Source organism: Haladaptatus ordinarius, from assembly GCF_054177595.1.
The window spans coordinates 1-11,351 of record NZ_JBPEHH010000112.1 but is presented as its reverse complement, the minus strand read 5'-3'; the positions used below and the strand labels follow the sequence as shown (position 1 = coordinate 11,351).

Genomic DNA, 11,351 nt, shown 5'->3' with positions numbered 1-11,351 from the left:
CGAGCGCGTGACTGGTTTCGTCAGTTCCGCGAGATTGCGCTCATAGCTGGCGTTCACAACATTGAACAATCGATAGAAGCGTGAATGCGAGAGATATTCGCGGATTCAATTGAGCCGACGATACTCCTTCATCAAAATCTGCTCTGCAAGTGGCAAACGACACGATTATCGACGTCCATTCGTCGCGAAAACGGAAGGGGCGGGATTCGAACCACGCGAAGCCTGTCAGGCTCCCACCGACGAATCGGTGGTGCTCTACCACTGAGCCACCCTTCCTCGTCTCCCCAGATGGGAAGGAGTATCTTTGTTATGGGCCGCCTGAAGCGGCGATATCGGTCGTTCCGTGCGAGGGTGTACCACTCGTTCTCGCCCGGTTTCAGGAGGTGATTTCTCGGACGAGCGAGGCGAGTCCCTCGGAAAGCGAGACGGTGGGTTCGTAGCCGAGTTCGTCCCGTGCGCGGGAGATGTCTGCTCTGCTGTGGTCGATGTCGCCGGGACGGGGGTCGGTGTGGACGATGTCGGCGTCCGAGTCGGTCACGTCCCGCACCGTCTCCGCGAGTTCTCGAATCGTGACGCTCTCGCCGGTCCCGACGTTGAACGCCACGCCGGTCTGGTCGGTCGTCCCAGCGCGGAGGTTGGCCTGCACCACGTCGGAGACGTGGACGAAGTCGCGCGTCTGCGCCCCGTCGCCGTCGACCGTGATGGGGCCGCCTCGACGGGCCTGGTCGATGAACACCTGGACGACGGCGCTGTACTCCGGGTTCTGCCCCGGGCCGTACACGTTGAAGTACCGGAGGGAGACCGTCTCCAGCCCGTAGAGGTCATGATATCGCCGCACGTAGAGGTCTGCGGTGAGTTTGTCGATGCCGTACGGTGAGGTCGGCGACTTGGACGCCGACTCCGAAATCGGGACGGTCTCGGGGTGGCCGTACACCGCTGCACTGGATGCGAGGACGACTCGCGCGTCCTCCCGGCGGGCGTGGTCGAGGACGACGAGTGACCCGTCGCCCGTGACGGCGTGGCTCGGAAGCGGCTGTTCGACCGAGCGTTCGACGCTGACCATCGCGGCCTCGTGATAGACAATGTCGACGCCGTCCATCGCTTCTCGGACGGCACTCGGGTCGCGCACGTCTCCCTTCACCACCGTCGCGTCTTCGGGGACGTTCTCCCGGTCTCCCGACGAGAAATCGTCCAGAACCCGAACGTCGTTTTCCGCGACCAGTGCTGCTGTGAGGTGGCTTCCGACGAACCCTGCGCCGCCGGTGACGAGCACCGTCCGGCCAGTCGGTGCGGATGTCGACGGGGTGGTCGAACCGGGGGTCGGGACGGTCGTTCGCGTGTGAGGTCGCTCGGTCATTCCATGTACCCCAGTCCTCGAAGTCGGTCTTCCACGTCGTCGAAGTCCGCCTCGACCGACGCGGGACTGCCGGATACGCTGTACTCGCGCTGGGAGACGGCCCTCCGTCCTGGCTTCGACCCGGCGTGGAAGATCTCTTTCAACACCCGACCGTCGGCGTCGGACGGCACCGCCTCGTCCAGCGCGTGGAGCACCGTCGGGGTTACGTCCGCGACGCTCGCGTCGGTCGGTGTGGCACCGGCTTCGATACTCGGCCCCCACGCGAGGAAGATTCCCTCGGGCCGGTGGCTGGCGACCTTACTCCCGCTGTCGGCGAACACGTTTCTGGTCAGCGAGGTGGCCGTCTCGTACTCACCGCGACCTTTCACGACTAGGTCCGGCGATTTTGGGTCGGTCGGGAACAGTTCGTCACCGTCGTGCACGTGGAGGACCTGATCTTCCGTTTTGGGGTCTGTCAACCCCGTGAACAGCGAGCGCAGGTCCTCTTTGAGTGCTGGCACGTCTTCCGGTTCGACGACACCGGGGTCGAACCGCAGCGTGTCGTTCACGTAGACGCTCCCCTCCCCGTGAACGAACGCCACGGTCTCCTCGAAGTCGACGTCGTACAGACTGTGGTCTCCCGGTATCTGGGCGGCGACCGAGTCGACGACCGACCGAGGAAGGTGTTCGACGAGCGATTTCTCGCTCACGCCGAGGCGCGAGAGGAGACCGTGGACGCGATTTTTCGTCAGTCCGAAACGAGCGAGCACACCCCGCGTTCCGTCACCTCCTTTTCGCTGCAGGAGTCCCTCCCGTTCGAGCAGCGAGTTGACGAAGACGAATCTCGAAATCGGGCCGAAGCCGTGGTCGGAGACGACGAAGAGGGCGGCGTCGCGGGACTCGACGTACTCCAGCACCTCGCCGAGTACGTCGTCCAGTTCGCGGTAGTGGTCGAGGAGCGTCTCGTCCTCCCAGATGAGATGTTGCAGTCGGTCGGGTGCGGTGTAGACGAAAAAGAAGAGTCGCCACTCTTCGTCCATCAGGCGGCCCATCAGTTTCCGGCGGGCGGCGAGCAAGCTAGACAGTTCCTCGCAGAACTCGTCCGGTCGGTCGCGGTACTCGGACCACGACAGGCCGATTCGATAGTCCGGAATCGCCTCTCGTATCTCGTCGGCGAACTCCGGTGGATGGGTGAAATGCTCGTCCATCTCCGGCGTCATCATCCCGGTAACGAGCGTTCCGTCGATGTCGTCCGCCGGGTATGTCATCGGGACGTTTCCGACCACCGCTGGCGAGACGATGTCCCAGAGTTCGGGTCGGCGAACGTCTGCACTGGTGTTCATCCGGTGCGTGTAGCCCGGTTCGAGGTGCTGGAACCCGTACAGTCCGTGCTTGTCGGGCCAGACCCCCGTCGCAATCGTCGGCCACGCGAGGGGCGTCGCGTCGGGCGTCGTGCTCGAAAGTGGCCCCGCGGCCCCCTCTTCGATCAACCGAGCGAAGTTTGGTAGCTCTCCCTCTCCTGTCCACCGCCGAATCAAATCCCACGGGACGCCGTCCAATCCGAGGACGAACGCCCTCTCTGGGTTCGCAGTTTCCATCGACATAGGTAATGTCGCCTGGGCAGACACCCCTGCCCGTGGCTCTGTCCCTTCACAACACCGGGATTCGCTTTGTTATGGGCTGATTGCGGGGTGTTTGGCTGGGGTTACTGCGATTCGTCGTCGATAGAAGTGTGTTGCTACGAGGAACGTGGTCGTCGGTGACGGGGCAACAGCGAAACAGCGCGCTCGCGAAGGACCGAGAGCGCATGTCGGAAAACGATGCCGGATGTCATCTCCGTCCTCGAAAAATCGAGTTCGCTTCTAACGCGGTCCGATGGGTGTCCGTTTCGTCACGGGGTCCGTCCCCCGGATTGTGGCGGCCACCTCGCCCATGGTCAGAACCTGCAGTCTGGCTTCGTCACGTCGTTTGGCGAGGTGTTCGAGTACCACTCCCAGACGCTCGAAGTCCCGCTCCTCGGTGAAGTTGTTGGGGTGCATCCAGAGGTGAAAGACGCCCTCGCTGGCGTCGGCGGCGCGGTCGATGCCGCGTTTGGCCGCCCGGATGAGGGGGTCGTCCCAGACGCCTTCGGTCATGCTTCGGACCCGACCTTCGTACCCGAAGAGGAACATGGATGCCGGTACGTTCACCAGTCCGTACTCGTCCTTCTCCGGGGTGACGAGTGGCGGCCCCGTCTTGCTCACGGTCAGGTCGACGACTTTCGCCAGCGACGAGAATCTGTTCCCGTCGTACCAGAGCTCCGGGCGCGTTCCTCGATAGCAGGTGAAGCCGTAGGCGGCAAGCACGTCTCGGTGGCCGACATTGTTCCGCGGGAAGACGAACGACTGGAGGTCGTATCCCGCGTCATCTGCGGTTTCGATACTCGCGCGCGTCTCGTCCACTGCCACCTCGCGGGTCGTTCGTTCGTCGCCGAACTCGACGTGTGAGAAAGTGTGACAGCCGATTTCGTGATCCGCCTTCGCGTCGGCGATGGAATCGGCCAGACCGTCGCCGAACCACAGCGGCGACCGCTCCGCGACACCGCCGGGGTCGCGTTCGAACCAGTCGGTGGTCGGTGCCGTGTGGTCTACGTGTTCGCCGTCGCACGAGTCGAGGAGGAGGTGGCCGACGACAGCCCACGTGGCGGGGACGTCGTATTCGTCGAAGAGCGCGAGGAGTCGTGACCACGAGGTACGGGCGCTCTCGACGTGTTCGGGAACCGTCTGGAGGTCGTGATACCCCCACGCGAGCTCGGCGTCCAGAGAGAGTACGACGGCGTTCATTCGTATCGAAACTGGGGTCGGACGGCGATTAAACCGCGCTGACCGTTCAGGTCGGTTCGGGTGGGTAATCGTGGCTTACCCACCCGGTTCATTCGACGGTCACGCTCTTCGCCAGATTACGCGGCTTGTCGATGGGGCGGTCGAGCAGCGCCGCGGCGTGGTACGAGAGCAGTTGCAGTTGGACGTTGGCGAGGACGCCCGCCACGTACGGATGCGTGTCGGGAATCGTCAGCACGTCGTCGGCGTGTTGTAAGATTTCCTCGTTCGCATCGCTCGCTACGGCGACGACCGGCGCACCGCGTGCTTCGACCTCCTTGACGTTGCTCAGCGTCTTCTGGTCGTGATGACCGTTGAACACCGCGAACACGGGAGTTGCGGGCGTTACGAGGGCCAGCGGTCCGTGCTTTAGCTCGCCTGCCGCGAACCCCTCGGCGTGTTCGTAGGATATCTCCTTGAACTTGAGCGCACCCTCCAGTGCGACCGGGAAGGCAGCACCCCGACCGATGAAGAAGTAGGCGTCGCTATCGAAGTACTGCTTCGCGATTCGGTGGGCCTTCGTGTAATCGAGAATCTGCTGGACGTGGCCCGGAAGGTTGGACAGTGCGGACAGCACTGACTCCACGTCGTCGCTCCTGTGGCCGGTCGTGTCTCGGACGATTCGCTCGCCGAGCAGCGAGAGCGAGACGACCTGCGAGGAGAACGTTTTGGTCGCGGCGACGCCGATTTCGGGGCCGGCACGGATGAACAGTGCGTCGTCGCACTCGCGGGCCGCGGTCGACCCCACGACGTTCGTCACGGCCAGCGTCCGTGCTCCACCGGCGTTCGCCCGCCGGAGTGCGGCGAGCGTGTCCGCGGTCTCTCCGCTCTGTGTGACGCCGACGACGAGCGTACCGTCGTCTACCGGTGGCGTCGAGACGGCGTACTCACTGGCGAGGAACGTCTGTGCGGGAACGCCTCGCTCTGCGAGGAAGTGACTCCCGACGAGACCAGCGTGGTACGACGTACCGCAAGCGACGAGTTGTACGCGTCGGATGCCCTCGAACGTCTCCGGAGAGAAATCTTCGAGAGTGATGTCGCCAGTCACGGGGTCGGAGCGACCACGGAGCGTCTGACGGAGGGAGGTCGGTTGCTCGTGAATTTCCTTGAGCATGTAGTGGTCGTACCCTCCCTTGCCCGCGTCCTCGGGGTTCCAGTCGACCGTCTGAATGGGGCGTTCGACCGATTTTCCCTCCAGATCCGTGATTTCGTGTGTTCCCGGTCGAATGACGACGAAATCACCGTCGTCGAGAAAGATTACATCGTCGGTGAAGTCCAAGAATGCGGGAACGTCGCTGGCGAGGTAGTACTTCCCGTCTCGAACGCCTACGACGAGCGGTGACCCGGAACGAGTCGCGTAAATCGCGTCGCTCTCGTCTACGATCATGGCGATGGCGTAGCTCCCCGAGAGCCGACGAACTGTCCGTCGGAACGCCTGTTCTGGCGACGCACCCTCGGCGAGATGCTCCTCGACGAGATGTGGGATGACCTCGGTGTCGGTGTCGCTCTCGAACTCGTGGCCACGCTCGCGGAGGGCCGTCTTCAGCGATTCGTAGTTCTCTATGATACCGTTGTGTACGACCGCGACTCGGTCGGAACAGTCCGTGTGGGGATGGGCGTTCTCGTTGGTGGGGGGGCCGTGTGTGCTCCAGCGGGTGTGCCCGATGCCGAGTTCACCAGCCGGTACCTCTTCTGCGAGGGCTTCTTTGAGGTGTGAAATCTCGCCTTCGCGTTTGAACACCGTCGGGTCGGCACCGTTCTTCACTGCCAGTCCCGCCGAGTCGTACCCCCGGTATTCGAGGTTTTCGAGACCGACGAGTAGTTCGTCTACCGCGTCGTTCGACTCACCGACTCGCGCGATGATGCCACACATTACCGGGACACCTCCCAGATGACGTTGATACTCATTGATTCGAGAGTGATAGTTGATACTCGTTCTGGCGTGCGTTGCAACCACTGCCTACTGTTCGCCTAACGTTCGGGAATCTCATAGGTAACTCGCCTCCACCGTGTCCTGAGCGCCTCGACAGGGTCGCTGCCGAGTGCTGAACTGTATCTACGAATCCCCGGTTTCCCTCTTTGTTATACACTCTCTGAATCCTTTGAAGGATTCTCCTAGGTACCACTACGACTTTCATACCCGAGTCGTCTCTCGAATATGCTGATGTTGGTAACTCTGTCGTCAGATTTCGCCAGTCGCCGGAATTTGGTCGGTACGAATCTGTTACTTTCGAGACGGAAAGACAAAATCGATTGCTCAGGTATCTCGTTACCGATACGTCGGTTACTCCCACCCTACGTCCAGTAGTTCTGTATCGTCGGACGACGAGAGAAACTTACACGTGGTAAGTGACCGGATGCAGGTCGCTCTCGTCGCGCCGGCATGCGTCCTCAGACGTTGATGGCCGACGGCTTCACCCAGATGACGAACTCGTCGTTCTGTCGAACGACACCGCGAACCGACTTGCTCTCGACGGACTCGTCCACGTCGGCTTCGTTTACGGAGACGACCTGATTCACTTCGTCGATGAGCCACCCGATGCTTCGGTCGTCGTTCGTTTCGAAGACGACGACTCGGTTCCTCGTCCCGAATCGTCCAGCCCGAGCACCGTCTTTGGATTGACGATTGTCGTCGTCGTTCCGCGGAGGTCCATCACTCCCTCGATGGAGGAGGGGGTGCGCGGAATCCGCGTCATCTTCTTTACTTCCACGATGCTGTCGACCTGGTCGATGTCGATGGCACACACGTCGTCCCCGAGGCGGAACTCGACGACCTGTATCTTTTCGTGCTCCTCCTCTACTGGTTCCCGTTCCTGACTGCTGATAGTAAAATATATTATACATAGAACGCCAGAACATAAAACCTACTCCCGACTCTCAAGCGGGATAATCACCGCTCGGTGTCGGGCGGGAAGACCAGTCCGTTCGCATCTTGGAGGGCTTCGAAGAGATCTGCGATGCTGTCGTTCGGAGAGAGGTCGTACGCTTCAAGAACGCCCTTGAAACAGCGCGGGGAGTACCGAACTCTGACGTTCGATTCCATCAGGAGGATACCGAGTACGTCTTCGACTACCGTGCTCTTGTCGACCTGTTGTGCGTACCACATGAGCAGGTTATCGAAGACCGTACCGACGTCGTCGGAGAATATCTGCTGGTGACTTATCGTCCCTTTCGATTTTGCCGCGATGTGGAAGCCATAGCGCGAATCGACGTCCTTGAGGTCATATTCGTGCCACCGCCGAACGTCCGTCCAGTCGATTCGTCGTCGGACGTCGATCGACCCACCTTCCTGGGGCGTCTCGTCAACCGTCGATACCTCCTCTGATTCGTCCGGTACCGTCGGTCTTCCGCCCGCGCCGATAACGTACTGCCCCTCGTCCAGTGGGACGACACGCTTGTTGTCCTCGATGTCGAGTTCGTCGGGCGAGAGGACAGTCCCGTTTTCGGAGTCGGATTCGTCCCGCGCTGGACTCATAAATAACGGAACTACGGGTCATTACATAATATCTCCGGCAATTCTTCCTCGTGAGAATCGACGTCGAAACGGTAGCTCTGTCATCGATGGTTCGACAATCGTCGTAGCAAGCATTTATTATCGTCGAATGTCTGGGCCGTAGCACCGACATGAGTAGTACAACGCCTACAGCACCATTGCCAGACGAGTTGGTGTCACCGCGCGCCAAGCTCGTGTATCTCTATCTCGAAACCACGCGAGGCGCGACGCTCGACGAACTACAGAACGGTCTCGACTTACCGAAGATTGCTCTCTACACTATCGTTCGCACGCTTCGAGAGCGCGGACTCGTCGAAAAAGAAGGATCTGCCTTCACCGTGACGGTTCGTTCCTGACTGTTCACTCCGATTTTTCGTCTTTGGCGGGACAGAGGAGGTCTGGAGTTCGTTTGTGACGCGGTGTGTTCACGAATCGTTTAATCCGCTCGCGGTCGTCGCTGGATAACGTACCACCCATGAAAAGTCGCTACGACCCCGACGATTAAAAAACAGCGGTTACTTGTCTCTTTTCTGTCTCTGCCACCGAAACTACACGTCCAGCCCGTCTTCCGGTGGCTTCTCGTCCCGGTCGATTCGCATCCGTCGGTTCGCCCGACGCCGGGAAGGAGCGTCGGCGTCGATCGACTACTTTCACTTTCACTCCGCTAGACTTGGTTTCATTATCTGACTAGACAACGATTGAATATGATCGTCGAGATGGCTCCAAAGCACGTAGTAACTCGTCCGTGAAACGCAGCAGACGTGTCCGAGCTGTCCGCTAGCGAGGCCGCAGACTACGTTCGCACCGCCGTCGAGGAGGACGAGGTTCATCTCGTACGCAAAGGTGGCCGAACCTTCGTCGTCACCGGCGAGTGAGTCCGTAACGTAGTTGATTGTGGACTGTGAAGTCCTCTCATGCTCGAACCTGGCCAACGGGCACCGTTGTTCGAACTCCCAAATCACGTGGGAGAGACCATCGCACTGGACGACTTCGAAGAGCGCGTCGTCGTCTACTTCTACCCACGCGCCGATACACCTGGGTGTACGACCGAGGCGTGTGGCTTCCGCGATTCCTGGGACGAGTTCGCCACACGCGGTGTCCCCGTCCTCGGCATCAGCGACGACCCCGTCTCCGACCTTCGAAACTTCCGCGAGAAGTACGACCTCCCGTTCGAACTGCTGAGTGACGAGTCCGGCGACGTCGCCAGTGCCTATCACTCCTACGGCGAGAAGAAGATGTTCGGCAACACCTTCGACGGCGTCTTCCGCAACACGTTCGTCGTCGCTCCAGACGGCACCATCGCGCACGTCTTCGAGAACGTAACACCGGACGGTCACGCAGAAGCCGTCCTCTCGACGCTCGAATGACGTACGTTTCGCGTCCGGTCCGGAGTATCCGGGACGAACCACGACCCGACGAGTCGGTGACGCTCCTGCTCCGACTCGCCGACGCCTCCCCGGAGCGGGTCGGCGAGCGAGTCGAAACGCTCGGCGGTGACGTCGATGCGAAACTGGAGTTCGATACGCTCCGCGTCGTCGTCCCCGAGACGTCCGTCGCCGACCTCTGTGGTTTCGACGGACTCGACGCCATCGAAACCGCCGCGACGCTCGACGTCGGCGCGGGTGATGCGGGCGAAGACGTGGAATTAAACGACTCCTAAAACCGTTTCAGTCCAATGAGACGGCGGTTCCGGACATCTTGACGTTAATCATGCCACCCTGTGCGCCCAGTGCTTCGTCCGCCAGGTCCACGGCGACGACCGCGTCCGCGCCGAGCGATTTCGCCTCCGCCACCAGTTCGTCGAAGGCAGCCTCCTGGTTCTCCTGGAGCGTTTTCTCCCAAGACTCGGAGCGTCCGCCGACGATGTCCCGGAGGCCACCGACGATGTCCTTGCCGATGTGACGACCGGGCGTCACGTCGGCGATGACGATGCCGAGGTGCTCGGTGATTTCGCGGCCGGCTATCGTGTGACTCGTCGTGACCAGAACGTCATCGTGGTTGTAGGTGAAGGCAGTCATCGCTGATCGTTCTCTGGCACCGATAGTAATCGCTTCGGTCAGCCCGCTCGGACGTCTTCGGCCACGTCACGAATCGTCTCGAATTCCTCGTCGCTGTAGGCGATAAAGTGGAGGGTTTCGAGTGATTCGGGGTCGAATCGATGTATCTCCTCGCAGATGATTCGTGCTCCCTCGCACAGGTCGAAGCCGGCGACACCACAGCCGAGTGCCGGTATCACCATCGACGCGGCACCCAGTTCGTCAGCCCGTTGGAGCACGTTTCGGGTGGCGTCGCGGATGCTCTCGGGCGTCGCTCTCCCGTCGCCGTGGTGGGGCATCGCCGCAGCGTGGACGATGAACTCGGCGTCGAGGTCGTACGCGTCGGTAACCGCCACCTCACCGAGTTCGACCGGCCCCTTCGAGATGGCCTCGTCGTTTATCGGCCCGTTCGCCCCGCGTCGGAGTGCGCCCGCGACGCCACTGCCCATTCGAAGACTCGTCCCTGCAGCGTTCACGAGCACGTCTGCCTCCTGAGAAGCGATGTCGCCCTGTTCGACGGTGAATTTCATGGGTCGATGGCACGGGGTCGGCGACTGAACCGTTCAGGCGGTCTCCTCTCTCAGGTAGGCCACTTCCACCATAAGGTCCGGATGGTCGTCGTCGGGAAAGCGGAACGTCCACGATTTGTCGAACTCGATGCCTCGTTGGTGACCCTTCAGTAAGAGGTCACCGAGCACGTCGCGGAAATCCTCGACCATCGCGTTTTCCGGTGGTTTCGTGGGTTGCGGCGAGTTCAGCAACCGCTCGGACCCACCTTTTTCCAGGTGTGTGATTTCGACCATCAGGTCTGGCATGTCCTCGTCGGGATAGCTGAACGTCCACGACCGGTCGAACCGGCGGTCGTTCTTGTACGCCGTACTCAGCACCATCTTCAGTGTGCTTCGGAACTCTTCGGGCGCGGCCATCCAGAGGGGGACACTCTGGGCACGGCTCATGAACGATGGCAGGCGTGGAATCGGTATAAAGCCGAACGATAGTTGTCCTCCGTCAGACGGAGAACAACAGTTTACAACACGGAATGCAACGTTAAGCGCCGATTAATCCTGTCGTGGAGTGGTCGTATCACGGCTAGTGGTTTTCCCTCTGCCACGACTCGCGCTCCTGTCGGTTACGACGGTCACTATCGCGTTTCGAACCGTGACGCCCTCACGGAGCAAACCGACCTCCGCCCTCGGTTCGAAGTGAACTTATAACCGCACGTTCGAAGCCTGGGGGTCGTCACCGCCTGCTACGTGGGAGTTCGACGGCCACTTACCCTCGGATTCGTCGGTCCCCTCCGACGAAACTTCCGTTGTTTCTCGTTCCTTTCTCGTTCGTAGTACTCATTTTCGCTAGTTGTCCACTCTCTCGATAACTGCATCGGCAAAAGCTGCGCCTCACACGGTAAAGACCGCGAAATGAGACGAAGACTGTCTTGGATGCTGGATAGGGCGTGAATATGTTGAATCACCTACCTACTTTCCGCTGTGACCGTCGCTCAGACCCATTTCAGAAGACAGCTGTCGCTGTTCGTCAGCCTCGCTTCGGCCGAAGCGAGGCGGTTCAACCGAGTCCGTGTTCGTATCCTGGTGGTAGTCCTTCTCCGTTCGTCCGATGCTTCTCCTTCC

General features: G+C 60.8%; 11 protein-coding genes, 1 tRNA gene and 1 pseudogene. 3 read left to right on the top strand and 10 right to left on the bottom strand.

The genetic code is table 11. From position 1 onward, the window contains the following. Positions 1-191: 191 nt before the first annotated feature. From ACR3FF_RS23015 to ACR3FF_RS22985, 7 genes and pseudogenes are all read right to left on the bottom strand, one after another. Positions 192-276, bottom strand: a tRNA-OTHER gene (locus ACR3FF_RS23015). Positions 277-376: 100 nt separating this feature from the next. Then, positions 377-1,357 carry an NAD-dependent epimerase/dehydratase family protein gene (locus ACR3FF_RS23010; protein ID WP_458190473.1) on the bottom strand — a complete coding sequence of 327 codons (981 nt, stop codon included), beginning with the start codon at positions 1,355-1,357 and terminating at the stop codon, positions 377-379. Further along, positions 1,354-2,940, bottom strand: a complete 1,587-nt coding sequence (locus ACR3FF_RS23005) for an alkaline phosphatase family protein (protein ID WP_458190472.1) — start codon at positions 2,938-2,940, stop codon at positions 1,354-1,356. The genes ACR3FF_RS23010 and ACR3FF_RS23005 overlap by 4 nt, the downstream gene beginning before the upstream one ends. 258 nt (positions 2,941-3,198) lie before the next feature. Continuing rightward, entirely contained in the window at positions 3,199-4,158 is a 960-nt protein-coding gene (locus ACR3FF_RS23000) for a polysaccharide deacetylase family protein (protein WP_458190471.1), read from the bottom strand. Positions 4,159-4,246: 88 nt separating this feature from the next. Next, on the bottom strand, positions 4,247-6,067 hold the full coding sequence (gene glmS / locus ACR3FF_RS22995) for a glutamine--fructose-6-phosphate transaminase (isomerizing) (RefSeq protein WP_458190470.1): 1,821 nt from the start codon (positions 6,065-6,067) through the stop codon (positions 4,247-4,249). Between the two features lie 518 nt (positions 6,068-6,585). Beyond that, positions 6,586-6,941, bottom strand: a pseudogene (locus tag ACR3FF_RS22990) (chemotaxis protein CheW). 143 nt (positions 6,942-7,084) lie between these two features. Next, the gene (locus ACR3FF_RS22985) at positions 7,085-7,669 is read right to left on the bottom strand and encodes a DUF7500 family protein (protein ID WP_458190469.1); all 585 of its coding nucleotides are present in this window, start codon (positions 7,667-7,669) and stop codon (positions 7,085-7,087) included. 176 nt (positions 7,670-7,845) lie between these two features. On the opposite strand from ACR3FF_RS22985, the gene ACR3FF_RS22980 reads away from it, so the two are divergent. The 3 genes from ACR3FF_RS22980 (at position 7,846) to ACR3FF_RS22970 (ending at position 9,347) form a co-directional block, all read left to right on the top strand. Further along, a complete protein-coding gene (locus tag ACR3FF_RS22980) occupies positions 7,846-8,043 on the top strand; it encodes a helix-turn-helix domain-containing protein (RefSeq protein WP_458190468.1) in 198 nt (65 codons plus the stop codon). Positions 8,044-8,601: 558 nt separating this feature from the next. Continuing rightward, positions 8,602-9,054 (top strand): thioredoxin-dependent thiol peroxidase, encoded by a 453-nt coding sequence (bcp, locus tag ACR3FF_RS22975; protein ID WP_458190467.1) that lies wholly within the window; start codon positions 8,602-8,604, stop codon positions 9,052-9,054. After that, positions 9,051-9,347 (top strand): hypothetical protein, encoded by a 297-nt coding sequence (locus ACR3FF_RS22970; RefSeq protein ID WP_458190466.1) that lies wholly within the window; start codon positions 9,051-9,053, stop codon positions 9,345-9,347. The genes bcp and ACR3FF_RS22970 overlap by 4 nt, the downstream gene beginning before the upstream one ends. Before the next feature lie 7 nt (positions 9,348-9,354). Here the strand turns inward: ACR3FF_RS22970 and ACR3FF_RS22965 are convergent, their stop codons facing one another. Genes ACR3FF_RS22965 through ACR3FF_RS22955 form a run of 3 tightly spaced genes read right to left on the bottom strand, consistent with a single transcriptional unit; the run spans position 9,355 to position 10,679 of the window. After that, positions 9,355-9,705 (bottom strand): YbjQ family protein, encoded by a 351-nt coding sequence (locus ACR3FF_RS22965; protein ID WP_458190465.1) that lies wholly within the window; start codon positions 9,703-9,705, stop codon positions 9,355-9,357. 38 nt (positions 9,706-9,743) lie between these two features. Beyond that, positions 9,744-10,253 (bottom strand): macro domain-containing protein, encoded by a 510-nt coding sequence (locus ACR3FF_RS22960; RefSeq protein ID WP_458190464.1) that lies wholly within the window; start codon positions 10,251-10,253, stop codon positions 9,744-9,746. Positions 10,254-10,286: 33 nt separating this feature from the next. Beyond that, entirely contained in the window at positions 10,287-10,679 is a 393-nt protein-coding gene (locus ACR3FF_RS22955; protein ID WP_458190463.1) for a hypothetical protein, read from the bottom strand. Positions 10,680-11,351: the final 672 nt, after the last annotated feature.

Coding starts and splice junctions, on each gene's coding strand:
- ACR3FF_RS23010 (WP_458190473.1), bottom strand. CDS start 1,357: ATGACCGAGCGACCTCACACGCGAACGACCGTCCCGACCCCCGGTTCG.
- ACR3FF_RS23005 (WP_458190472.1), bottom strand. CDS start 2,940: ATGTCGATGGAAACTGCGAACCCAGAGAGGGCGTTCGTCCTCGGATTG.
- ACR3FF_RS23000 (WP_458190471.1), bottom strand. CDS start 4,158: ATGAACGCCGTCGTACTCTCTCTGGACGCCGAGCTCGCGTGGGGGTAT.
- glmS (WP_458190470.1), bottom strand. CDS start 6,067: ATGTGTGGCATCATCGCGCGAGTCGGTGAGTCGAACGACGCGGTAGAC.
- ACR3FF_RS22985 (WP_458190469.1), bottom strand. CDS start 7,669: ATGAGTCCAGCGCGGGACGAATCCGACTCCGAAAACGGGACTGTCCTC.
- bcp (WP_458190467.1), top strand. CDS start 8,602: ATGCTCGAACCTGGCCAACGGGCACCGTTGTTCGAACTCCCAAATCAC.
- ACR3FF_RS22970 (WP_458190466.1), top strand. CDS start 9,051: ATGACGTACGTTTCGCGTCCGGTCCGGAGTATCCGGGACGAACCACGA.
- ACR3FF_RS22965 (WP_458190465.1), bottom strand. CDS start 9,705: ATGACTGCCTTCACCTACAACCACGATGACGTTCTGGTCACGACGAGT.
- ACR3FF_RS22960 (WP_458190464.1), bottom strand. CDS start 10,253: ATGAAATTCACCGTCGAACAGGGCGACATCGCTTCTCAGGAGGCAGAC.
- ACR3FF_RS22955 (WP_458190463.1), bottom strand. CDS start 10,679: ATGAGCCGTGCCCAGAGTGTCCCCCTCTGGATGGCCGCGCCCGAAGAG.